The organism is Bradyrhizobium sp. BLXBL-01, assembly GCF_051853025.1.
In the GTDB taxonomy this organism is placed as follows: Bacteria; Pseudomonadota; Alphaproteobacteria; order Rhizobiales; family Xanthobacteraceae; genus Bradyrhizobium.
The window spans coordinates 5,170,728-5,195,037 of record NZ_CP182471.1 but is presented as its reverse complement, the minus strand read 5'-3'; the positions used below and the strand labels follow the sequence as shown (position 1 = coordinate 5,195,037).

19 protein-coding genes are annotated in these 24,310 nt (G+C 65.7%); 8 read left to right on the top strand and 11 right to left on the bottom strand.

The window, feature by feature from the left end:
- Position 1: 1 nt before the first annotated feature.
- The 11 genes from ACNJYA_RS24285 to ACNJYA_RS24235 all read right to left on the bottom strand — a co-directional run bounded on the left by ACNJYA_RS24285 (position 2) and on the right by ACNJYA_RS24235 (position 14,132).
- Positions 2-439 carry an SRPBCC family protein gene (locus tag ACNJYA_RS24285; protein WP_018318067.1) on the bottom strand — a complete coding sequence of 146 codons (438 nt, stop codon included), beginning with the start codon at positions 437-439 and terminating at the stop codon, positions 2-4.
- A gap of 11 nt (positions 440-450) precedes the next feature.
- A complete protein-coding gene (locus ACNJYA_RS24280) occupies positions 451-3,369 on the bottom strand; it encodes a flotillin domain-containing protein (RefSeq protein ID WP_439400827.1) in 2,919 nt (972 codons plus the stop codon).
- A gap of 25 nt (positions 3,370-3,394) precedes the next feature.
- Positions 3,395-4,228 (bottom strand): phosphoenolpyruvate hydrolase family protein, encoded by an 834-nt coding sequence (locus ACNJYA_RS24275; RefSeq protein WP_439400826.1) that lies wholly within the window; start codon positions 4,226-4,228, stop codon positions 3,395-3,397.
- A 3-nt stretch (positions 4,229-4,231) separates the two neighbouring features.
- Positions 4,232-6,442 (bottom strand): ABC transporter permease, encoded by a 2,211-nt coding sequence (locus ACNJYA_RS24270; protein ID WP_439400825.1) that lies wholly within the window; start codon positions 6,440-6,442, stop codon positions 4,232-4,234.
- Positions 6,435-7,217 (bottom strand): ABC transporter ATP-binding protein, encoded by a 783-nt coding sequence (locus ACNJYA_RS24265; protein ID WP_172784505.1) that lies wholly within the window; start codon positions 7,215-7,217, stop codon positions 6,435-6,437. The genes ACNJYA_RS24270 and ACNJYA_RS24265 overlap by 8 nt, the downstream gene beginning before the upstream one ends.
- Positions 7,210-8,292 (bottom strand): branched-chain amino acid ABC transporter permease, encoded by a 1,083-nt coding sequence (locus ACNJYA_RS24260; protein WP_439400824.1) that lies wholly within the window; start codon positions 8,290-8,292, stop codon positions 7,210-7,212. Before ACNJYA_RS24260 ends, ACNJYA_RS24265 begins: the two co-directional genes overlap by 8 nt.
- A 1-nt stretch (position 8,293) precedes the next feature.
- Positions 8,294-9,304 (bottom strand): branched-chain amino acid ABC transporter permease, encoded by a 1,011-nt coding sequence (locus tag ACNJYA_RS24255; protein WP_172784507.1) that lies wholly within the window; start codon positions 9,302-9,304, stop codon positions 8,294-8,296.
- A 455-nt stretch (positions 9,305-9,759) separates the two neighbouring features.
- Positions 9,760-10,584: a helix-turn-helix domain-containing protein gene (locus ACNJYA_RS24250; RefSeq protein ID WP_172784508.1), complete on the bottom strand. Its 825-nt coding sequence runs from the start codon at positions 10,582-10,584 to the stop codon at positions 9,760-9,762.
- Positions 10,585-10,706: 122 nt separating this feature from the next.
- Positions 10,707-11,957 (bottom strand): ABC transporter substrate-binding protein, encoded by a 1,251-nt coding sequence (locus ACNJYA_RS24245; RefSeq protein ID WP_212256612.1) that lies wholly within the window; start codon positions 11,955-11,957, stop codon positions 10,707-10,709.
- Positions 11,958-12,187: 230 nt separating this feature from the next.
- Complete coding sequence (locus ACNJYA_RS24240; protein ID WP_439400823.1) at positions 12,188-13,183, bottom strand: alpha/beta hydrolase; 996 nt, start codon at positions 13,181-13,183, stop codon at positions 12,188-12,190.
- 13 nt (positions 13,184-13,196) lie between these two features.
- Positions 13,197-14,132 carry an MBL fold metallo-hydrolase gene (locus ACNJYA_RS24235; protein ID WP_439400822.1) on the bottom strand — a complete coding sequence of 312 codons (936 nt, stop codon included), beginning with the start codon at positions 14,130-14,132 and terminating at the stop codon, positions 13,197-13,199.
- Between the two features lie 231 nt (positions 14,133-14,363).
- Between ACNJYA_RS24235 and ACNJYA_RS24230 the strand changes: the two genes are divergently transcribed.
- The 8 genes from ACNJYA_RS24230 to ACNJYA_RS24195 all read left to right on the top strand — a co-directional run bounded on the left by ACNJYA_RS24230 (position 14,364) and on the right by ACNJYA_RS24195 (position 24,306).
- Positions 14,364-15,308 carry a LysR family transcriptional regulator gene (locus ACNJYA_RS24230; RefSeq protein WP_439400821.1) on the top strand — a complete coding sequence of 315 codons (945 nt, stop codon included), beginning with the start codon at positions 14,364-14,366 and terminating at the stop codon, positions 15,306-15,308.
- Between the two features lie 955 nt (positions 15,309-16,263).
- On the top strand, positions 16,264-17,613 hold the full coding sequence (locus ACNJYA_RS24225) for an ABC transporter substrate-binding protein (RefSeq protein WP_439400820.1): 1,350 nt from the start codon (positions 16,264-16,266) through the stop codon (positions 17,611-17,613).
- A gap of 77 nt (positions 17,614-17,690) precedes the next feature.
- Positions 17,691-18,590 carry an ABC transporter permease gene (locus ACNJYA_RS24220; protein ID WP_439400819.1) on the top strand — a complete coding sequence of 300 codons (900 nt, stop codon included), beginning with the start codon at positions 17,691-17,693 and terminating at the stop codon, positions 18,588-18,590.
- Complete coding sequence (locus ACNJYA_RS24215) at positions 18,590-19,480, top strand: ABC transporter permease (RefSeq protein ID WP_439400818.1); 891 nt, start codon at positions 18,590-18,592, stop codon at positions 19,478-19,480. Before ACNJYA_RS24220 ends, ACNJYA_RS24215 begins: the two co-directional genes overlap by 1 nt.
- A 7-nt stretch (positions 19,481-19,487) precedes the next feature.
- Positions 19,488-20,594, top strand: a complete 1,107-nt coding sequence (locus tag ACNJYA_RS24210; protein ID WP_439400817.1) for an ABC transporter ATP-binding protein — start codon at positions 19,488-19,490, stop codon at positions 20,592-20,594.
- Between the two features lie 21 nt (positions 20,595-20,615).
- Positions 20,616-21,107, top strand: a complete 492-nt coding sequence (locus ACNJYA_RS24205; RefSeq protein ID WP_172784516.1) for a (2Fe-2S)-binding protein — start codon at positions 20,616-20,618, stop codon at positions 21,105-21,107.
- A 2-nt stretch (positions 21,108-21,109) separates the two neighbouring features.
- Positions 21,110-23,497: a xanthine dehydrogenase family protein molybdopterin-binding subunit gene (locus tag ACNJYA_RS24200; protein ID WP_439400816.1), complete on the top strand. Its 2,388-nt coding sequence runs from the start codon at positions 21,110-21,112 to the stop codon at positions 23,495-23,497.
- An 11-nt stretch (positions 23,498-23,508) separates the two neighbouring features.
- A complete protein-coding gene (locus tag ACNJYA_RS24195) occupies positions 23,509-24,306 on the top strand; it encodes an FAD binding domain-containing protein (RefSeq protein WP_439400815.1) in 798 nt (265 codons plus the stop codon).
- Positions 24,307-24,310 lie beyond the last annotated feature (4 nt).

Genomic DNA, 24,310 nt, shown 5'->3' with positions numbered 1-24,310 from the left:
GCTAGCCTCCGAACACGCGCTTCAGGGCGTCGAAGCCACCCTGGAATACGCCGCCGCCGATGTTGCTGACGAGTTCGGTCTCCCGTTCCGGCGCGCAGTCGAATTCGGCGGTCCATTCCATGAAGGTCTGGTCGCCGTCGGTGACAGGCGTGAGCCGCAGGGTGGCGACGTAGTTCTCGACGCCCATCGGCGATTCCAGGATCGAATAGGTGCAGAACATGTCGTAGTCGGAGAGGCCGAGCAGCTTTTCGCGGATGCGGTCACCGTTGCGCAGCCGGAAATCCCTGACACAGCCGATCTTGTCGGCGGGCTCGCCGCCCTCGATCCGGCTTTCGGCGATGGCCGGATGCCAGTTCGGCAGGCCGTTGAAATCGCGTACCCGCGCCCAGACGCGGTCGTTGCGGGCATTGACGACGGTGGAGACATAGACGCGGGCCATCGCTTAAGACCTCAGCTCTTCTTCCGCGGCCCGCGCTCGGCCGGCGGCTCGCCACCCTCGGCCGCGGGCGAGGAGGCCGCCGGCTTGTCGCCACCGCCACCACCTCCGCCGCTACCCTTGCGCGCGGCCTCCTTGATGCCCTGCATGTCGCGGGCCTCGCGGATCAGGCCCGGCATCTTGGCGAGACTGCCGCCCTCGACACCGATGTCGGACAGGATGGAGTCGATCAGCGGCGCCTGGACCCGATAGCGCAGGGCCGAGTCGATCACCTCGTCGGTGGCGCTGCGGCCGCCATTGCCGTTGCCATGGCCGTTGCCATTGAGGCCGTCGACCTGGAGGATGCGGATGCCCTCGATCTTCTCCATCGGCTTGACACTCTCGCGCACGATGCCCTCGATGCGGTCGAGCAGTTTTCTGCGGAACAGCGAGTAGCGCGCCTGATCGGTCAGCACGTTCTCGGCCTCATTCAGCATGCGCTGCGCCTCCGCCTCGACCGCGGCGCGCACACGCTCGGCCTCGGCCGCGATGCGGGTCTCCTCCGCCTGTTTCTCCGCCAGCAGGACCTCGACGGTCTTGCGCCGCTTGGCGATCTCGCTCTCGCGGGCGGTGACGACGCGCTCGGCGGCTTCAGTCGCCCGGATCCGTGCCTCCTCGGCGGCGGCGCGCGCGGCGGACTCCTCCAAGGACTTCTGATGGATGGCGATGGCTTTCTCCATCAGCACCGTCTCGACGTCCTTCTCGCGATTGACCTCGAGCTTGCGCAGCTCGCGCTCGCGGCCGATGCGCGCCTCGTCGAGGCCGCGGTCGGAGGCGATGCGGGCACGCTCGACCTCCTCGCGCGCCGCGATCTCGGCTTCCTGCAGCGACTGCACGCGGGCGACCTCGAGTTGCTCGATCGCACGTCGCCGCTCGATGCGGGCGGCTTCCAGCGCCTGCTCGCGCGAGACGTCGGTGGTCTCGACCTCCTTGCGCGCGACGATCTCGGCTTGCCGGACCTGGCGGTCGGCGTCGATCCGCTCGGACTTCTTGGTCGACAGCGCGATGACGCGGTCCTCGTCCGCGATCTCGATCGCCTTCTTATGCTCGATGTTGAGCACTTCGCGCTTCTTTGAGGAATTGATGCGCTCGGCCTCGAGCGCCAGATCGACCGTGACGCGCTGCCGCTCGATGGCGTCGCGCCGCTTCAGCTCGGCGGCCTCGAGGAGGCCGGTGCGCTCGATCTCCAGCGCGCGCGTCTCGCGTTCGGCCTGGATGCGCTCGGCCGCAACCGCCTTCTCTTGGGCGATGCGGGCCGCCTCGATCGCCTCGCGCGAGGCGATATCGGCTTCTTCGACGGCGCGGTTGCGGGCGATCTCGAGCGAGCGCACGCGCTCCTCCTGCGCGATACGCGAGGCTTCCGTGGTCTCGCGCGCGGCAATGCCGGCGACGTCCAGTGCCTGATTGCGCTCGATCTCCAGCTGCCGCGTGTTCTGCTCGGCGGCGATGCGCTCGGCCGCCAGCGTCCGCTCCCGGGCGATGCGGGCGGCCTCGACCGCGCGCTGGGCCTCGATCTCGGCCTCCTGGATCGTCCGCACCTGCTGGATCTCCAGCGCGCGGGTGCGCTCGTCGGAGGAGATGCGCTCGACATTGACGATCAGCGTCTGGGCGATGCGGGCCTTTTCCGTGGCCTCGCGGGCGGCAATCTCGGCCTCGTCGACCGCGCGCGTGCGCTCGATCTCGCGGCGGCGCGTCTCTTCCTCGTTGGCGATGCGGGCGTCGGTGACGACGCGATCCTGCTGGATTCGTGCCTTCTCGATGGCCTCGCGCGCGGCTATCTCGGCTTCCTCGACCGTGCGCATCCGCTCGATTTCGCGCTGGCGGACTTCGCGTTCGGAGGCGATGCGGGTGGTGTCGATCGAGCGCTGGTTGGCGATCCGGGTCTTCTCGATCTCTTCGCGCGCCAGCAGCTCCTTCTCCTCGATGGTCCGGGTCCGCTCGATCTCCTTCTGGCGGGTCTCGCGCTCCGAGGCGATGCGGGCCTCGGCGATCGCCTGCTCATTGGCGATGCGGGCGCGCTCGATGGCCTCGCGCGCGGAAATCTGCGCCTGTTCCGCCTCGGTCTCGCGCAGGGCCCGCTCGCGGGCGACTTCGGTGCGCTGAAGCGCGCGGCGCATCTCGATGTCGCGTTCCTGCTCCAGCCGCGCGGTCTCGCTCTCGCGCTCGATCTCCAGCGCCTGCCGTTCGGCTTCCAGGTTGCGGGAGCGGATCTTGATCATCGAATCCTGCTCGATGTCGTTGCGCAGCTTGCGTCTGGCCTCGATGTCCTCCATCAACCGGGTCAGGCCTTCGGCGTCGAACCGGTTCGAAGGGTTGAAGAACTCAAGGTCAGTCTGGTCGAGATCGGTGATCGCGACCGATTCCAGCTCGAGGCCGTTCTGGGCGAGAGCTTCCGCCGCTTCGGTCTTGACCCGCGCGACATAGTCGCCGCGCCGCTCGTGCATCTCCTCCATGGTCATTTCGGAGGCGACCGAGCGGATCGCGGAGATGAACTTGCCGGCCAGCAGTGCATGCAGCTGCCCGGGTTCCAGGGTGCGACGGCCGAGCGTCGCCGCGGCGATCGAGACGGCTTCCCGGGTCGGCTGGACGCGGACGTAGAAGTCGGCCTCGATGTCGACGCGCATGCGGTCGCGGGTGATCACCGCATCCTGCTTCGACCGCACGATGCCCATCGGCAGCACGTTCATGTTGACGGGGGTGTAGTCGTGAATGAACGGCAGCACGAAGGCGCCGCCATTGATCACCACGCGTTCGCCGAGGAAGCCGGTGCGGACGAACGAGGTCTCCTTGGAGGAGCGGTGGTAGAGCCAGTTCACGATGTAAACGCCGACCACGATCACGACGATCGCGACGATCAGCCAGAGGATCAATTCACCGACCAGCATCCCTGACATCTTTCCCTCCCTCGAACCTTCGGCGTTATCGCGCGCCGATCGCCTTGAATTGACGCACCTGTTCCGTCAGCGCCCGCTCCACGGGCAGCCGCTCCATCGAGGACGCCCCGTAGAAGCCGTGGCAATGACGGGTGTTCTTCATGATGAAATCGGCGTCGGCGGGATCGGCGATCGGGCCGCCATGCGCCAGCACCAGGATGTCCGGATTGACGCTGAGCGCGGCACTGGCCCAGGTGTCGATCCGCGCCGGGCAGTCCTTGAGCTTTGGCGCGGTCTGCGCACCGATCGTGCCGCCGGTCGTCAGGCCCATGTGGCAGACGATGATGTCGGCGCCGGCGATCGCCATCGCGGCGGCTTCCTTCTCGCTGAACACGTAGGGCGTTGTCAGCATGTCCTTGTCGTGCGCCTTGGCGATCATGTCGATCTCGAGCGCATAAGACATGCCGGTCTCTTCGAGATTGGCGCGGAAGGTACCGTCGATCAGGCCGACGGTCGGAAAGTTCTGGACGCCGGCAAACCCGAGTGCCTTGAGCTGGTCGAGAAAGACGTCCATGTCGCGGAAGGGATCGGTGCCGTTGACGCCCGCAAGCACCGGGGTCTGGTCGACCACGGGGAGCACTTCGTTCGCCATTTCCAGCACGATGGCGTTGGCATCGCCGTACGCCATCAGGCCCGCGAGCGAGCCGCGCCCGGCCATGCGATAGCGCCCGGAATTGTAGATGACGATGAGGTCGACGCCGCCGGCTTCCTCGCATTTGGCTGAGAGCCCGGTGCCGGCGCCGCCGCCGACGATCGGCTCGCCGCGCCTTGCCATGTCGCGAAACCTCTTCAGCAGCGCCGTGCGTTCAAACCTGGCCATCGGTCACCTCGCGAGTCTCCGCCGCCCACCGGTGCGTCCGAACAGGGTTCGAAACGTACTGACGATGGCGGCGGCGAAATCGGGATCGTTGATGTTCTTAGGCGTGCGAATGAGCTGGCGGTTGCCGGTCTGGCGCACGGTGCGCTCCAGCGTGCGGAACAGCGCGGCGTCGGCATCCGGATCCCAGAACGGCTGGCCTCGGGCATCGAGCGCGGAGACGCCGCCCTCGGGCAGGAAGAATCGCACCGGGCCATCCATCTGGTTCAGCCGCTCGCCGATCCAGCGGCCCATGCGCTCGTTCTCCTCCACCGTCGTCCGCATCAGCGTCACCTGCGGATTGTGGACGTGGAATTTGCGGCCGCGATAGCGTTCGGGAATGGTGTCGGGCGCGCCGAAATTCACCATGTCGAGCGCGCCGACCGAGCCGACATAGGGCAGGCGGCTGCGGATGATCGCGCCAAAGCGGTCTTCGGTGGCGGGGAACACGCCGCCCATCAAGAGGTCGCAGACTTCGGTCGTGGTGAGGTCGATCACGCCGGCGAGCTGGCCGGACTCGACGAGCTTCTCCATCGAGCGTCCGCCGACGCCGGTGGCATGGAACACCAGGCACTCGAAATCCTCGCGCAGGTCGCTAGCGATCTTCTGCACGGCCGGCGTGGTGACGCCGAACATGGTGATGCCGATTGCGGGCAGCCCGCCGGCCTCGCGCGCCGTTGCGGCACGCGCGTCAAGCCGCGCCTTGACCATGCCGGCGAGTGCATTGGCACCGTTGGCGAGAACCGCGCGCGAGATCGAGTTCAGCCCCTGCACGTCGGTGACCGAGTACATCATGGTGATGTCGGCCGGGCCGACATAGGGCCCGACATCGCCTGATGCGACCGAGGAGATGATCAGCTTGGGCACGCCGACCGGCAGCGCGCGCATGCCCGGGGCGACCAGCGAGGCCGCGCCCGAGCCGCCGGCCGAGATCACGCCGGCGGCATTGCCCTGGCGCCGCAGCCAGTTCGCAAACGCATCTGCCATTGCGGTCACCGCGGCACCACGGTCGGTGCCGAACACGGCGGAGCCACCGCGGCCGTGGTTCAGGGCGATCTCCTGCGCGGAGACATCGCAGGAAGAATGCTTGCCACTGGTCGAGACGTCGACTAGCCGCGTGCGCAGGCCGCTTTCGGCGATGATGTCGCGGATGTAGCGCAGCTCCTGGCCCTTGGTATCGAGCGTGCCGACGACCAGCACCACCGGCGGGCCCGAGGCCTGCGCCGTCACCGGCTCGCGCTTGCGCCGCGCCGTCTCGTCGAGCCGCGCGACTTGCGTCGAGAGCGTCCGCGCCGCGGCCTCGATGCGCGCGATCGGTACCGGTTGCGACCATCGAGTCGGCAGCGTCGGGTTGGAGATGTAGATGCGCACCGGCCCGTCGCGGCGGGGCACCGGCGTCGGCTTCGTTTCGGCGGCGGATGCCGCGACGTCGATCTCCGGTTCGAGCTCCGCATGAAGCCCGACGCCGAGCAGGCGCTGCTGCAGTTCGCGGTCCGCCGCAAGGCGCGCGGAGTCGATGATGCGATTGATGCGGCCGTTGACCATGATCGCGACGTTGCGCGAAATCGCGGTGGCGACGCCGATGTTCTGCTCGATGACGAGCACGGACATGTCACCGTCTTCGCCCAGCCGCAGCAGCATCTCCTCGACCTGCGCGACGATGACGGGCGCGAGGCCTTCGGTCGGCTCGTCCATGATGAGCAGATGCGGGTTGGTGAGCAGCGCGCGCGAGATCGCCAGCATCTGCTGTTCGCCGCCGGACAGCTGGCCGCCGCCGTGATCCCGACGCTCGGCGAGCCGGGGAAAGGTGTCGTAGATGCGCTCGACGGTCCAGGCGCCCGAACGCAGGCCGCCGGCGAGCCGCAGGTGCTCGTCGACGCTGAGCGAGCGCCACAGACGGCGGCCCTGCGGCACATAGCCGACGCCGAGCCGCGCGATCTGGGCCGGCGGCCGCCGCGTGACGTCCTCGCCGCGCACGCGGATCGATCCGCCGCTCACGCCGACCAGCCCCATGATCGCCTTGCACAGCGTGGTCTTGCCCATGCCGTTGCGGCCGACGACGGAGAACACGCCGCTCTCCAGCGTGAGATCGACGCCTTGCAGCGCATGCGAGTGGCCGTAATAGACGTCGAGGCCGCGGACCTCGAGTGCGGCACCGCTGCGGCGGACCTCATTCATGGCCGCCTCCGAGATAAAGCTCCTGCACTTCAGGGTCGGATTGAATTTCTTCCGGCAGGCCCTCCTTGAAGATGCGGCCGTTGTGCATCATCGTGACGCTCTCGACGACGCGCAGCGCGACGTCCATGTCGTGCTCGATGATGATGTAGCCGATATGGGCGGGCAGGGAGGTCAGGATCTCGATCAGCTCGGCCCGCTCCGTCGGCGACAGGCCGGCGGCCGGCTCGTCGAACAGCACGAAGCGCGGCGCGCCGGCGAGCGCGAGCGCGATCTCGAGCTGGCGCTGCTGGCCGTGCGCGAGCTCGGCGACACGCTGGTCCTTCACGGCGGACAGATGCACGGCCTGCACCAAATTGTCCGCGGCATGCATCAGCGCGTCGTTCTGTCCCGGGCGCAGGAACGAGAAACGTCCGCGCGAGACGCCGCGGCAGGCGAGATAGACGTTGTCCTGCACGGTGAGGCCAGGGAACAGCGCCGAAATCTGGTAGGTGCGACGCAGCCCGCGGCGGATGCGCTCATAGGGGGGGAAATGCGTGACGTCCTCGCCGAAGAAGCGGATGGTGCCGGAGGAGGGCGGGAAGTCGCCCGTGATGCAGTTGAACAGCGTGGTCTTGCCGGCACCGTTCGAGCCGAGCACGGCGCGCCGCTCGCCCGGTCGCACGGTAATGGTGACGTCGGTCAGCGCCGCGAGCGCGCCGAACAGCCGCGTCACGCCGCGCAGCTCCAGTGCAGCGCCAGCACCGACGACGGAGAGGCGTTGGGCGACGCTATCCATGGCGGCGCCCTCCACTGGAGCGGCTCGCGTCCCGACGTTGATACTGACGCCAGCGCTGCCAGAGGCCGATGACCCCGTCCGAGGACCAGAACACGATGGCGAGGAAGCCGAGCCCGATCAGCAGGCGGAAGCGGTTGCCGTCGAGCCCGAGCCGGACCAGGAAGTCGAGCGCGAAGGTGCGTAGCAGCACGAAGATCAGCGCGCCGATGTAGGGACCGATCGGGCGCGTGATGCCGCCGACGACGGCGATGATCAGCACGTCGATGCAGGCCCCGACGCTGACCGAGCCCGGCGAGATCTGGCGATAGTTCCAGACCTGCAGCACGCCGGCCAGCGCCGCGACGAAAGACGCGAAGGCATAGGCTGCGACGCGGTGCGCATTGACGTTGAAGCCGAGCGCCGCCATGCGCCGCGGATTGTCGCGCACACCCTGGAGCGCGAGGCCGAACGGGGCGCGCGAGAGATATTCCACCGCGAAGTAGCAGAGCGCGGCGACCGCGAGCACGACATAGTAGAAGGGAATGTCGGCGCGCCAGTTCACGCCCCAGAAGTGCGGCGTGGCCACGTTGTTGATGCCGGTATGGCCGTTGAAGATCGCCCAGTTCTGATTGGTGAAATAGTAGAAGGCGGCGCCAATGGCGAGCGTGATCATGATGGTGTAGATGCCTTCGGTGCGCACCGCGAGCGCGCCGCCGAGCGTGCCGAAGGCGGTCGCCAGCGCCAGCGCCATCGGCACTGCGAGCCACCACGGCCAGCCGAGGCTGATATTGGCGTTGCCGCTGACGCCGAACACGGCGACCATGTAGGCCGAGAAGCCTGCAATGGTGAGCTGCATCAGGCTGACCATGCCGCCATAGCCGGCGAGGAACATCAGGCTCAGCGCCATGGTGCCGAGGATCAGCGTCGTCGCGAAGATCTCGATCAGGAAGAAGCCGCTCGCGATCAGCGGCATGACCAGGAGGATGGCCGCGACGGCCCAGGCGGCGGGGTTGTTGATCTCCGGCCATGTCCGGGTCGGCCGCTGCGCCTTGGTGGCGCGGCCTACGGCGACGGGGGCTTCGTGGGCGAGCGACATCTCAGCGCCTCGCCAATAGGCCTTGCGGCCGGATCGCCAGCACCACCACCATGATCAGGAAGGTCACGACGATGGCGTAGGTCGGGATGTAGACCGAGCCGAGCTGCTCGGCGAGGCCGATGATCACCGCACCGAGCGCCGCGCCCGGGATCGAGCCCATGCCGCCCACGATCACGACGACGAGGGACGCCAGCAGGAAGCGGATGTCTTCGCCGGGCGATAAGGACTGGAATGTGCCGCCGACGACGCCGGCGATGCCCGCAAGCCCCGCGCCGAAGGCGAACACGGCGACGAAGACGAGTTGGATGCGTACGCCGGTCGCGGCGAGAATATCGCGATCGTCGACGCCGGCGCGGACGATCATGCCGATCCGGGTGCGGTTGAGCGCGAGCCACATCGCGACGCCAATGACCACGGAGGCCGCGAAGATCACGAGCCTGACGAGCGGATATCTGAGATAGACCGGCTCGCCCGAGGATTTAATCGCCGTGACCAGCGGCAGCTCGATCGGACCGATCAGCCAGTTCGGGGTCTGGATCTGGTAGAAGTCACCGCCGCAGGCCCACAGCATGAGATCGGCAAACACGATCGACAGTCCGATCGTCACCATGGTCTGCCTGAGATCCTGGCCCTCCATCCGGCGGAACACGATCACCTGCAGCAGCACGCCGACGAAGGCGGTCAGGATAAAGGCGACGATGAAGCCGAGGATCCACGAGCCGGTCGATGTGCTGATGGCGTAGCCGACATAGCCGCCGAACAGATAGAGCGAGCCGTGCGCGAGGTTGACGTTGCGCATCAGGCCGAAGATCAGGGTGAAGCCGCTGGCGACGAGGAAGTAGAGGCCGCCAAGCGTGATGCCGTTGAACACCGCGTTGAGGAAGACGCGCTTGCGGCCGATCGCCTCTTCCAGCCCCGGCGGCCAGACCGCGAAGATCAGCCAGAGCACGACCGCAATCGCGATGATCGTGATCAGCGCCCAGGCCGGATGGCGTTCGACGAAGCGGCTCATGGCTTCACCTCGCCCCGCTCGCGGCGGGGCAATCGCATATCGGAGGCGGAGGCTCCGCAGCCCATCCTTCGAGACGCCCGCTTTGGCGGGCTCCTCAGGATGCGGGCAGAGTATTCGGCAGCAGTTTCAGCGGGCCCAATGCTGATTAGTCTCATCCTGAGGAGACCGCGGAGCGGTCGTCTCGAAGGACGAGGCGCTTGCGCAGACCCTTCCAAGCGGTCGTGTGTGATAGCTTTTGCGCGTGCGTAGAGAGGTCGCGCCGAAGGCGCGGGTTCACCGCAACCCTCTCCCCGCAAGCGGGGCGAGGGGGCATGCAAGCCGTTGCCGGCTGCTGGCCCTGCCATGGACGAACGTCCTCCCTGGACTCGCGATCCTCTTTCGGGATCGCGTTGCCGGCATCCTAGCCAGGCGGCGAGGGCGACGTTTGATCGTGAGTATCTTTTCGTGGCCTGCGCTCAGGCGCGCAAAACCTTGGCGGCGCGACGATAATCGGTCGGGGCCATCCCGACATTGGCGGCAAAGAAACGCGTGAAACCGCTCTGCGAGGAGAAGCCGAGGTCGAAGCCGATGTCGGCGATGGGCGTCTCGCTCGCCACCAGCGCTTCGAGCGCCTGTTCCATGATCAGCGTGTTGAGATAGAGGTTCGGCGTGACGCCGGTCTGCACGCGGAACAGCCGGTAGAAATGCGGCCGCGACAGGCCGGATTCGCGCGCAATGGTGTCGAGCTCGATTTCGGCGCCGGGGCTTTCCGACATCATCTTGATGCACTTGCGCACGCGAAAGTCGGTGACGCCGCCTGCGCGCGGATCGCGCGCGATCTCGGCCTGCTGCCAGCTTTCGTCGTAGCAGATGTCGATCAGCCGCCTCAGCTCGGAATCCAGGCTGGAGAGCGATGGTGCGCCGCACACGAGCGCGGCGGTCCGCCTGATGTGCTTGTCGAGCGCGGGCGTGCGCCTGAACTGGGTGCGGCCGAAGCGCAACCGGTCGGAGCCGGAGGCATCCGGCGCAAACCATTCGGCGTTGACGTAGAGCACGAAGAAGATGGCGCCGCCGTCGAGATCGGTTGGCAGGAAGTTGTGCGGTTCCCAGGGATTGACGGCGACGACCGACGTCTCGGTGAGATCGTAATGCCCGTCGGAGACATCGATGCATGCGGGCATGCCGCCGACATGGAAGATCAGATGACCTTCGCGATGGGCGTGGATATTGAAAGGGCGGTTCAATTGATAAACCGTCGCCCGGCCGAAGCGGCCATGGAAGACGGCGAGCGCACGGCTCATGCCTTCCCCTCCCGAACGTTCTTGTGTTTTCGGCCAGCCTTCAACAACACCGCCAAGATTGCAAGAGCGGAGAGCGACCGCGTCAGCGAGTCGCTCCCCGGTTGCGTGCCTGATGTGATGCGTCAGTACTTCTTACATTCCGGCACAGTGCGGCTCGGCAGGCCAATCTTGGAGAACACGGCCGGATCGTAGCCGAGCGTCTGGTTCACGTTCGGGATCACCTTCACGACCTTGCTGAACAGTGCGCCCTTGCCGTCGTCGACGACCTCGGTGACGAAGTTGGTACCGATCGCCTGGCGGTTGGAGTCGAGCTTGATCTTGCCGTTCGGCGCGTCGAGCTCGATCTTCGCGAGTGCTTCCTTGTACTTGGCCTGGTTGTTGGAGAGGTCGCCATTGACCTGACGCAGTGCGAGGATCAGCGCCATGGTTGAATTATAGTAGTTGGTGGCGAGCAGCGACGGGCTCGGGAAGCGCTTGTTGGGCGGGAAGGCGTCCTGATAGGCCTTCACGAACTTCTGCCAGCCCGGATCCTCCCAGGTGTCGGCCTGGCCGCTCGCCGCGATGGTGCCGATAAGGGCATTCTTGGCGTTGCCCTTCGACGACAGGATGGTCTGGTCGATCATGATGGAACCACCCATCAGATGCGCCTTGCCGCCGGCCTGCTGATACTGGTTGAGGAAGTTGACGGCATCCGCGCCGCCGAGCCCGAGATAGATGGCATCGACGTCGTCGGGCAGGGCGGCGATGACCGAGGCGAAGTCCTTGGTGCCGAGTGGCACCCATTGCCGGTTGGTGACCTGCCCGCCGGCGCCGCAGAACTCGAGCACCAGCCCGAACACCTGGGTGTAGATGAAGGAATAGTCCTCGCCGACGGTCGCGATCTTGCGATACTTCTTTTCCTCATAGGCGTATTTGCCGAGGCCGATCTGCCACTGCGCGCCGTCCATGTTGTAGCGGAAGAAGTTTGGGGCAGGGTCGACATAGGTCGTTTCCTGCGCACCGGATGCGGCATTGATGAACGTCAGCTCGGGATGGGTTTTGGCAAAATTCTTCACCGCGATGCCTTCGTCGCCGGAGAGCGGCGACAGCAGGATCTGCACCTTGTCCTGCTCGATCAGCTTGCGGACCGCGCGCACGGCCGAGTCCGGCGTTGCGTCGGTAGAGGCGACGATGAATTCGAGTTCCTTGTCGCCGATCTTCTTGCCGAGCACGTTGAGCGCGGTCTGATGGCCGCGCATGCCGTCCTCGCCGAGCACCGTGTAGGTGCCTTCGAGCGTCGCGGTCACGCCCACCTTGATCTTTTCCTGGGCGATCGCCGCGCCCGAAAGAAACAGGCTGCTCAACGCGAGCAGTCCGATGCTGCATTTCGACATGTGCTCCTCCCCTGTGTCATCGCTTGTTGCCGCGACGAACCGTGCATGCCCGTGGCTCTTCAAGCCCGCGGCTTTGGAGGAAAGCTAACCGAAGTCGGATGCGCTGCACGCATTGCGGCCTCCCTCGGCTTGACTGGCAGTCTCATTTTTGAATGTTGCGGCGCGAGTGATTTCGCGGTGCAGCAGGGGCCCGCGCCGCAAAAGTGTCCCAGGCGGAAGCGAGGAGCGCGTTAACAATAATCTTCGGCGAGAAACTGGTTGATGGCGTCGAACGCCTGCAGACGGTTTTTCTCCAGCAGAACCATGTGCGTGCCTTCGCCGATCTCGATCCAGCGCCGGTATGGCGCATGTTTCAGTGAGAGGAAGAAGTCCTGCGCCGAGGCGATGGGCACGTCCTGATCCCATTCGGCGTGGACCAGGAGCACGGGGACGCGAATGTCGCCGGCATCATAGAGCCTCTTGCCGGCGGCCCAGTATTCGCGAATGTCCAGGATCGGGCCATTGACCGCACGCATGATGGGAGGCGTTTGGGCGCTGCCTAACGGGTCGGTCGCGAGCGAGATGTTGGCCCAGAGCTCGAAGCCGCCCGCCGGGATCAAGCGCGATCGTGCCGCTTCCGGCGCAGCCGAAAGCCAGCGCGTTCTGAAGTCCAGCACTGGAACCCTGCGATAGCCGCCGAGGCGCCCGCCTGCATCGATCGGAGCCGGACCCTGCAGCAACCAGAGCGGCGCGACCAGCGCGAGCTTGACCACCTTGTCGTTGTTGCCTGCGGTGTAAGCACCGGCCACCGAGCCGCCCCAGGACATGGCCACCAGATTGAGGCGCGCGATCTTGCGTTGCTTGAGGATGTACGCGACGGCGCTGGCGAGGTCACGCACGCCGGCCTCGGTGCGCACGAGCGGTTCGGACTGCTCCGGCGGCGCGTCCATCTCGGGCGGGCGGGTCGATTGGCCATAGCCGCGCACGTCGAGCGCGAAGACGTCGTACCCTTGGGCGGCGAGATAATCCATGAAGGAGCGGCCGCCGAGCGGCGTATCGAAAAGGCTTCCCGACGAATAGGTCGCGCCGTGCATCATCAGGATGGTTCGCTCGGCAGAGAAGGTCTCGAGCGTCGCCGGGCGCTTGTTGCGCAGGTGAAGCGAAATTCCGGCGGTGTCGCTCGGGATCATGAGATCCTCGACCACGATCTCGGGCCTGTCGGCGCGCGCGCTGGCGTGCTGGTTCATGGTCGTTCTCCGTTCAGACGAATTGCCAGGTGAAGCGTCCTCCGGTCCGGCTGACGCGGCCGACCGATGACTGTGCGAAATGGGTGGTGAAGACGGTTGCGCCCCGCTCGGCAGCGTCCTCCAGCACGAAGGCGCGCGAGCGCGTTGCGGCTTCCGGGAATTCGCAGAAGCAGGAATTGAGCGAAGGCTCATAGACCTGGAGCGGATGGTGCATCACGTCGCCGGCGAACAGCGCCTCCTCGCCGCGCGAGACGAGGCGGATGGAGGCGTGATCGACGCTGTGGCCGGGCGTCGGGACGAACGAGATGCCCTCGATGGCCTCGCTCCCGTCCACCGCGATGAGCCTGGCGAGCCCGGCCTCGATCACCGGCCGGACGCTGTCGTCATAGACACGGTCGGCCGGCTTGCGCAGCGGGGGACCGAGGGACGGGGCCGGGCGGGCCGGTCCGGTCGGCTCTGTACCGGTCGCGAGACTCTCGCCATAGGCCTGCTCGATCGCGGAGAAGACGTAGGTCGCATTCGTGAAGGTCGGGACCCAGCGTTCGTCGACGAGGCGGGTGTTCCAGCCGACGTGATCGGCATGCACGTGGGTGAGCAGCACGTAATCGACCTGCTCCGGCGTGACACCTGCTGCGGCCAGCCGTGCCAGGAACGGCTCGTTGAGCCGGTGAAGCGGCGGAATCTCCGGCCGGTTCTTGTCGTTGCCGGTGGCCGTGTCGATCAGGATCGTGTGGTGCGGCGTCCTGACCAGCCAGCTATGAATGCTTTGGATGAAGGTGCCGGTCGCGGCATCGAACGAACCCGCCTCCAGCCGGTCGCGATGGCGCTCCAGTGCCTGCGGCTCGCCTTCCGGATAGAGCGCGCCGAACTTGAATGCGGCAAGCCGCAACTCGTCGATCCGCGTGACGGATGCTTCGCCGATCTGATAGGTCTTGGCCGCTTGAATCATCGAGAGGTCCTCCGCTGGGCCGCGCTGAGGGGGCCTGATTGCCCGTGCTGCGGTCACCGTGAGGTACGAAGCGCGCCGCGCCCTGAGGAGAGCTGCGGGCTCGATAGGTCCCATCGACGTTGTCGATATCGGAAGGCACGCTGGCCCGGCTTTTCACGTCGCCGTTTTGGCCGTAACCCTCGTGTCGCGGCTCGTCGGAGTCGCGATGTGCCCTGGACGGAGGTGGCACCTATGCGGGATGCGGAACATGGCCGGGGTCGGCCGGCCGACGACAACGATCTCGCCGAGATCGACCTCGGCCTGTTGCTGGCTCTGGAGGCTCTCTTGCGCGAGCGGAACGTCACGCGCGCGGCCTCCCGGCTCAATATCGGGCAGCCTGCGCTCTCGGCGCGGCTGAACCGGCTGCGACAGATCTTTGCCGATCCGCTGTTCGTGCCCGCGGCGAGCGGGCGCGGCGTGGTGCCGACGACGAGGGCTGTGGAGCTCCAGACCGAGCTTGCCGATGTGCTCGGCAAGCTCCGTCGCATGGTGGAGGGGCCGGCTGTGTTCGACCCCGCCAGGAGCCAGCGCACCTTCGTCGTTGCGATCCACGAAAATCCGGCCGTGACGCTGGCACCTGGCTTGGTGGCAAGCTTGACCGCGATGGCGGAGCGGGCGCGGCTCGCCCTCGTTCACCCCGCCCGCGATGTCGTGGATCAACTCGAAAGGGGAGAGATCGATATCCTGGTGACGGGCGCCGACCGCGCACAGGGCGAGCTGATGCAGCGGCCGCTGTTCGAGGACGGCTTCCTGTCCGCACAGCGCAAAGGTCACCCCCGCGGCAACGGCCCGCTCGATCTCGACAGCTTTTGCGCGCTCGACCATCTCTTGATCTCCGCCGATGGCGGCGGCTTCTCGGGCCTCGTCGACGACGCGCTGGCCGAGCTCGGCCGCTCGCGGCGTGTCGCCGTCTCGATCCAGACCTATGCGCTGGCGCCCGTCATCCTTGCGCACAGTGACTGCATCTGCACTCTGCCGCGGCGCTTCCTGATCCGCTTCGCCCACGAGCTCGATCTCACGCCCCCGCCGCTCGATCTGCCGCCTGCTCGCATCGTCGCGCTGTGGCATCCGCGCAATCAGGAGGACAAAGGCCACGCCTGGCTTCGCGAGTGCTTGTACCAGGCGGCTGCGGCTTGATCTGGATGTGTGTCCTCACATCGAGCTGATGGCGCCCTGCTGTTTCGTTCGCCTGTCAAGGCCTCTCGGCAAAAACATTCTTCTTTACCGAAATTCGGAAATATCGTATGTGTCGCTCATCCCGGCTCATCCAAGAGGGGCGATCGCGTCGTCGTCTTGTTCGCGAGCCGGGCTTGCGGTGGACGCGGCAGCGTCGGGCGCGAGAGGTGCGGGCAGGGAGGGTAGTCCCCGGTGAGCCCGCGGCCGCGCGCGGACGAACGGCGCTGCTAGGCTTCGTCTCGTCTGTAAGTTTCCGGCTCTGTCGACGGAGCTCGGGAAAACTGCGGCGAAATGGCGGGCCGCGCGTACGGCAAAACCGTGTGGTCCTGGCCGTCGTTGCTACGGTCAAGCCTTGGCGAACGTGACATTGGCGTCAACCGGCGTGGTGTCAGCGACTTTCGCGAAGGTGAGGGAGGCCAGAAGGAATTCGGCTCCCGGGAGAGCGCGGCATAAGCCGTCCGGCCATCGCGCAGGGAAGGCCGAGTGTTTGGCTACACCTGTATGCTGCTGTGCGGTTCTTCCTGCGTGTGCATCTTCGCGCAGCGGACCGCGGGTGCCGGTCGGCACCCGGTCTTCCCTGCGCCCTCTTGGATATCAGGGCGGCGAGATCAAGCAAAGCTCGGGCGAAATGCGCCGCGAGAACGCGAAGGCGTGTCGGATGACGAACAATTTTCCGAACTGATGAGATCACCAAGTTTGCATTCCTCGCGCCCGGTATACCCGCCTGCCGCCTTCCTGAGCTGCCGTGCCGAGATGCAATGCAGAGAGTTGATTCATTAGTCGCGCTTATGTCGCGAATTTTTACTTCCAATTTTACTTCGCAAAATCCCGCCCATAGCCTCAAGCGCAACTGATCACATCCGCAGGGATCGCTGAAGGTCGTTGCGGCCGCTCATTGTAACCAACGAGGGTTGCCATGCTTGACAGGGATAAGGGGAATGCTGCTGCCGGCCATGCCGGAACGAAGCCGGGGGAAGCAAAAAAGCTGAGCCGCCGCACGCTGTTGAAGGGTGCCGCAGCGGTTGCAGGCGCGGCCGCGGGAGCGGATGCGATCCGCGGATTCCCGACCATCTGGGCGCAGGAGATCAAGGACATCGAGCTGCGCCATGTCGGCGTCTCCTATTCGGTGGTGAAGGCGATCGGCGACCAGGCCGCCAAGGACCTCGGCTTCAAGGTGACGATGCAGAATCTCGACACCTCCGCCTCCATCAACCGCTTCATAAGCCAGCCTAATACGGTCGACATCGCCGATCTCGAGGGCTGGCAAGCCAAGCTGGCGGCGAAGCGCGGCGTGATCCAGGGCATCGAGGTCAAGAAGATCAAGGAGTTCGACAACATCCTGCCGATCTTCACCAAGGGCGAAATCGACGGCCACAAGATCCCGCGCCAGGGCATCTCGCCCTATGAGGCCATGTACATCGCCAAGCCCGACGCGACTGATCTCAATGACGGTGTCACCGAATGGGCGACCTTCCTGCCGCAGGTCTACAATGCCGATTCCATCGGCTATCGCCCCGATCTCGTCGGCCATGAAGTGACCGAGTGGAAGGACCTGATCGATCCCAAGTTCAAGGGCAAGGCTGCGATCCTCGACGTGCCCGCCATCGGCATCATGGATGCCGCGCTCTGCTTCGAGAGCGCCGGGCTGATCAAGTACGGCAACAAGGGCAACATGACCAAGGAGGAGATCGACTTCACCTGCAACAAGCTGATCGAGCTGAAGAAGCAGGGCCAGTTCCGCGCGACCTGGACCACCTTCGACCAGTCGGTGCAGCTGATGGCGGCGGGCGAGGTCATCATCCAGTCGATGTGGTCGCCGGCGGTGGCGGCCGTCCGCGTCAAGGAAATTCCCTGCGTCTACGCGCCCGTCAACGTCAAGAACGGCAAGGAAGGCTACCGCGGCTGGTGCAACGGCATGGGCCTGATGAAGCACCTCTCGGGCAAGAAGCTCGATGCGGCCTATGAATATCTCAACTGGTACCTCTCGGGCTGGCAGGGCGGCTTCGTCGCACGCTACGGCTATTACAGCCTGGTGCCCTCGACTGCGAAGAAATTCCTCACCCCGGCGGAATGGGCGTTCTGGTACGAGGGCCAGCCCGCGCCGGAGGTGGTCAACGATCCCTATGGCGTTGCGATGGAGAAGGCCGGCACCAAGCGTGACGGCGGCTCGTTCCTCGACCGCGTCAAGAACATCTCCTGCTGGAACACGCTGATGGACGAGGCCGCCTACATGAACAAGCGCTGGAACGACTTCAAGGTGGCCTGAAACCTGCTTTCCCTGACGAAAGGCGCCGGCGCGGCGACGCGCCGGCGGATCAGATCGACGTCGAGGCATTCGCCGACATGCAGCCAAGTCAAACTCATAGTCCAGCTCAAAGTCCAACTCCATCGCGATCCAATCTGGCCGGCTGGCTCTACGTCTCGCCGCTGGTCCTGGTGCTCGTGCCGTTCTTCGCGGCGCCGATCCTGGTGGTGCTGGCGGCGAGCTTCTTCGCCACCGACGGCTTTGGCGGCCTGACCCCGGGCTTCACACTGGCGAGCTACGTCGAGGTGCTGCACTCGGCGCTGACGCTGAAGCTGTATCTGGCGACGATCAAGTTCACGGTGCTGACCTGGATCTTGACCCTGATCATCGGCTTCTTCGTTGCCTATTTCCTGGTCTTCCACGTCCGCAACCAGCTGCTGGCGATCGGCCTGTTCCTGCTCTGCACGGTGCCGTTCTGGACCTCGAACATCATCCGGATGATTTCGTGGATCCCGCTGCTCGGCAAGGAAGGCCTGATCAATCAGGCGCTGCTGGCGATGGGCGTGATCCGCCAGCCGCTGGAAGTGCTGCTGTTCTCCGACCTTGCGGTGGTCATCGCCTATGTCCATCAGCTCACGATCTTCATGATCGTGCCGATCTTCAATTCCATGGCGCGGATCGACAAGAAGCTGATCGAGGCCGCAATCGACGCCGGCGCCAGCCGTTTCGACATCATGCGCCTGATCGTGGTGCCGATGTCCAAGAGCGGCATCGCGCTCGGCACCATCTTCGTGGTCTCGATCGTCATGGGCGATTTCTTCGTGGTCAAGGTGATGTCCGGCGGCGGCTCCGCCTCTGTGGTCAGCGCCTTCTACGAGGACGTCGGCGTGCTGCAATATCCGACCGCCGCGGCGAGCGCCGTGTTGCTGACGCTGGTGCTGGTCGCGATCGTCTCGCTGATCCTGCGCACCGTCGACGTCAGGCAGGAGATCACGTGATGAGCGCGGTTCTCGCCGACATGCCGGAGACGGTTGCGCCTGCAACCAGCAAGGCGATCGCGCCGAGCAAGGGTGGGCGGCCCTGGACGTTCTATGTGTTGGCCGTGCTGTTCACGTTCTACGTGCTCGCGCTCTATGGTCCGATGTTCTGCATCTACATCCTGTCGTTCCAGGATATTCGCGGCGGCCTCGTCTTCCCGATGAAGGGCCAGTCGATGCACTGGTTCGTCGATCTCTTCACCCAGGTGCGCACCGGCGACGTCAAGGGCTCGTTCGACCGCTCCATCAAGCTCGCCGTGATCGTCACCATCATCACGGTGGTGGTGTCGTTCCTCGCCGGGCTCGGCTTCCGCAAGCGCTTTCGCGGCGACACGTTCGTCTTCTACATGATGATCGGCAGCCTGGTCGCGCCGGGCCTCGTGCTCGGCCTCGGTACGGGCCTGTTGTTCCAGGCGCTCGGTCTGAATGCCAGCTGGTACACCTCGGCGCTCGGCGCGCAGCTATCCTGGACGCTGCCGTTCGGCGTGCTCGTGATGTTCGCGGTGATGTCGCGCTTCAACCATGCGTGGGAGGAGGCGGCTTACGATCTCGGCGCCAGCCGCTGGCAATCGATCTGGCTGGTGATGATCCCGGTACTGGCGCCTGGCCTCGTCGCGGTCGCGCTGTTCGGCTTCACGCTGTCCTATGACGAGTTTGCCCGCAGCCTCCAGACGGCGGGCTCGCTGAACACCCTGCCGCTGGAAATCTGGAGCATGACGCTGAACGTCACATCGCCCTCGCTTTACGCGCTGGGCACGGTCACCACCATCGTCTCCTTCATCGTGATCGGTGCCAGCCTCGGCACCATCGTGCTGATCCAGAAGAAGCGCGGCAGCAGGTCCAAAGGTTGAGCTTGGAATGAAGAACGATCGCGGCGATATCGAACTGGCAGGCGTCTGCAAGAGCTTTGACGGCGCGACCTACGTCGTTGACGGCGTCAATCTCAAGATCGCGGATGGCGCCTATTGCTGCTTCATCGGCCCCTCCGGCTGCGGCAAGACCACCATCCTGCGCATGATCGCCGGCCATGAGGACCCGACGGCGGGCGAGATCGTGATCGGCGGGCAGAACGTCGTCGGCCTCGCGCCGGTGCAGCGCCGCACCGCGATGATGTTCCAGTCCTACGCGCTGTTTCCGCACCTGACGGTCCGAGAGAATATCGCCTTTGCGCTGCGCGTGCGTGGCCAGTCCAAGGCGGATCGTCTGCGCGCGGCGGATGCCATGATCGAAAAGGTCCGGCTGACGAGCTTCGCCGATCGCCTGCCGGCCCAGCTGTCCGGCGGCCAGCAGCAGCGCGTGGCGCTGGCGCGCGCGGCGATCACCGAGCCGCGCGTGCTCTTGCTCGACGAGCCGCTGTCGGCGCTCGACGAGCAGCTCCGCGTCCAGATGCGCCAGGAGCTCAGGCGGATGCAGCGGGAGCTCGGCATCACCTTCATTCACGTCACCCACACCCAGCTCGAGGCGATCGCCCTTGCGGATCTCGTCGTGGTGATGGAGCAGGGCAGGATCAAGCAGGCCGGGGCGGCGCGCGAGGTCTATGCCCATCCGCACGATCGCTATGTCGCCGAGTTCATGGGGGGCCAGAACGTGCTGTCGGGCAGGGTGGAGAAGGTGAACGGTGCGAGCTTCACGCTCGCGCAGGCCGCGCCTGATGGCATCGAGGTGCCGCTCCAGGCCCGCCCGACCGTCAGCGTCGGGGACAAGGTCGATATCGCCGTGCGACGCGACGACGTCGCGCTGGTGAGGCCCGGCAAGGCGCTGCCGCCGGGCTGTACCACGTCGCTGCCGAGCCGCGTGCTCGCGATCGAATACCAGGGCTATTTCGTCAAGGTCATGCTCGACACCGTGCCGGACGACGAGTTCGTCGCCTATGTGCCGGAAAAGACCTTCTTTGCAGATCCCTTCACCGTCGGCGATGTCGTGATGGCCACATGGGCTACCGGCAGCGCACTTCCACTCGCCTAAAGACCCGTCGCGCACAGGAGCATGACCGTGCAGATATCCTTCACCCTCAACGGACGGCCAACAAGCGTGGATGTCGAGCCGGCAACACTCGTCGCCGAGCTCCTGCGCGAGCAGCTCCATCTCACCGGCACCCATATCGGCTGCGACACCAGCCAATGCGGCGCCTGCGTCGTGCATCTGAACGGCCTGCCGGTGAAGAGCTGCACGCTGCTCGCGCCCGCGCTCGACGGTGCGACATTGCTCACGATCGAGGGCCTGACGGGCGCCCCCGGCTCGAACCAGATGCATCCGATGCAGGAGGCCTTCCGCGAGCACCACGGGCTGCAGTGCGGCTTCTGCACACCGGGCATGCTGATGACGGCCGTCGCGCTTGCCACCGAAAAGCCGGACCTGACGGAGGCCGATGTCCGCCACGGCCTTGAAGGCAATATCTGCCGCTGCACCGGCTACCAGAACATCGTCATCTCGGTCATGGCCGGCGCTGCCGCCATGCACGCTGCCAAGGGAGAGTGACCATGGGCAATGTGATCGGCATCGGTGCAGCGCCAAAGCGGAAAGAGGACCAACGGTTCCTCACCGGCCGCGGCAACTACGTCTCCGACATCAAGCGCCCCGGCATGGCCGCTGGCGTGTTCGTGCGCTCGCCGCACGGCCATGCGGTGCTGCGCGGGATCGACAAAAGTGCCGCTCTGGCGTCGCCCGGCGTCATCGCGGTCCTGACCGGCGACGATGTCGCCGATGATGGGCTGGGCTCGTTGCCCTGCGGCTGGGGTATCACCGACGCCAAGGGCGTGCCGATGAAGGAGCCGCCGTTCCCGATGCTGGCGCAGGACAAGGTGCGCTTCGTCGGTGATATGGTGGCTTTCGTCGTCGCAGAAACCCCGGAGCAGGCCAACGCGGCGGCCGACCTGCTGAAGGTCGACTACGAGGTGCTGCCCTCCGTGGTCGGCGTGCTCGAAGCCATCAGGCCCGACGCGCCGCAATTGTTCGATGACGTGCCGAACAACATTTGCTGCGACTGGGAGCTCGGCGACAAGGCCGCGGTCGAATCCGCGTTCAAGAAGGCGGCGCATGTCGCAAGACTGAGCCTCGTCAACAATCGTCTGATCGGCAACCCCATGGAGCCGCGCGCGGCCATCGCCGAATACGAGCCGGGCACGGATCGCTACACGCTGTGGACCACCAGCCAGTTCCCGCACGTCGTGCGCTTCCTGATGGGCGCGCTGGTGCTGAGCATCCCCCAGCACAAGCTGCGCGTGGTCGCGCCCGATGTCGGCGGTGGCTTCGGCGTCAAGCAGTTCCATTACGGCGAGGAGGCCGTGATCACCTGGGCGGCCAAGCGCGTGAGGCGACCGGTGAAATGGGTGGCGAGTCGCTCGGAAGGCTATGTCTCCGATCGCCATGGCCGCGATCATGTCACCGAGGCCGAGCTCGCGCTCGACGAGACTGGAAAATTCCTCGCCTTCCGCGTCAAAACGCTGGCCAATATGGGCGGCTATCTCTCGACCTTCGGACCGAACATCCCGACCAATCTCTATGGGCCGCTGCTCAGCGGCGTCTACACCACGCCGGCGATCTATTGCAACGTGAAGGTGGTCTTCACCAACACCGTCCCGGTCGACGCCTATCGCGGCGCCGGCCGACCCGAGGCGACCTTCGTGCTGGAGCGCATCGTCGATGTCGCCGCCAGCGAGATGGGAATCGACCGTGTCGAGATCCGCCGCCGCAACATGATCCCGAAGGAGGCCTATCCTTATCAGACGCCGGTGCTGGTGCAGTACGATTCCGGCGATCCCATGGGCTGTCTCGACGGCGCGCTGGTCGCCGCCGACGTCAAGAATTTTGGCGTGCGCAAGGCGGCGTCCGCCAGCAAGGGCAAGTTCCGCGGGCTCGGCTACTCCACCTATGTCGAGGCCTGCGGCCTGGCACCGTCGCGCTTCGCAGGACGGTTGGGGGCGCGCGGCGGCCTCTACGAAAGCGCCACGGTGCGGGTGCATCCGACCGGCCAGGTGACGGTCATGATCGGCACCCACAATCACGGCCAGGGCCACGAGACCACCTTCGCGCAGATCGTCTCGGACAAGTTAGGGGTCGCGTTCGAGAACGTCGACATCGTGTTCGGCGATACCGACCGCGTCCAGTTCGGCATGGGCACCTATGGCTCGCGCTCGCTGGTCGTCGGCGGCGCCGCGCTGTCGAAGGCGACCGACAAGGTGATCGTCAAGGGCAAGAAGATCGCCGCGCATCTGCTCGAAGTGTCCGAGGCCGATATCCAGTTCGAGGCCGGCAAGTTTTCCGTTGCCGGCACGGACCGCATCAAGACGTTCGAGGAGATCGCCGGCGCAGCTTACGTGCCGCACAATTATCCGCTCGAGGTGCTGGAGCCCGGGCTTGAAGAGCAGGCTTATTACGACCCCGTCAACTTCACCTATCCCGGCGGCTGCCACATCGCCGAGGTCGAGGTCGATCCCGAGACGGGCACGGTGACCTTGGTGAACTATACGGCGGTAGACGACGTCGGCACGGTCATTAACCCGATGATCGTCGAGGGCCAGCTGCACGGCGGCATCGTGCAGGGCGTCGGCCAGGCGCTGTTCGAGAACGCAGTCTATGACGAAGGCTCCGGCCAGCTGCTGTCGGGCTCGCTGATGGATTACTGCATGCCGCGCGCCGATCATCTGCCGATGATGAAGGTTGCGACCCACTCGACGCTCTGCACGCACACGCCGATGGGCGTGAAAGGTTGCGGCGAGGTCGGCACCATCGGCTCGCCCGCCGCCGTCATCAATGCGGTGGTGGATGCGCTATCGCATCTCGGCGTCACCCATGTCGACATGCCGGCGACGCCGAACCGGATCTGGCGCCTGCTGCAGAACGCGTCGCTGCCGGTCGCCGCGGAATAGGGAGGATAACAATGAAGCCATTTGCCTATCACCAGCCGGACCAGATTCCAGATGCGGCCAAGCTCCTGACCTCGATCGAGGACAGCAAGCTCGTCGCCGGCGGCATGACGCTGATCCCGACACTGAAGCAGCGGCTGGCCAGTCCGGCCGCGCTGGTCGATCTGTCGAAGCTCGGAAGCCTCAAGGGCATCACCGACGACGGCGCCACCATCACCATCGGCGCCATGACGCCGCATGCGGTGGTGGCAGCCTCGAAGCTGGTGCAGGCCAAGATCCCCGGGCTCGCCGCGCTAGCCTCGATGATCGGCGATCCCGCCGTGCGTAGTCGCGGTACCATCGGCGGTTCAGTTGCTAACAACGATCCGGCCGCGGATTATCCCGCGGGCGTGCTCGGCCTCTGCGCCACCATCGTCACGAGCAAGCGCGAAATCGCGGCAGACAGGTTCTTCCTCGGCCTGTTCGAGACCGCGCTCGAGCTTGGAGAGATCATCACCGCGATCCGCTTTCCCCTGCCGGTCAAGGCGGGGTACGCGAAGTTCAAGGCGCCTGCGTCGCGTTACGCGCTGGTCGGTGTGTTCGTCGCGAAATTTGCCGATGGCGTTCGTGTGGCGGTCACTGGCGCCGGGCCCGGCGTGTTCCGCGTGCCGCCGATGGAGGCGGCGCTGTCGAGCCATTTCGATCCGTCCGCGATCGCGGCGATCAAGATCGACACCGACGGCCTCACCTCCGACATCCATGCCGAAGCCGATTACCGTGCGCATCTCGTCACGGTCATGGCCAAACGCGCCGTCGAAGCGGCGCTCAGCTAGCTCT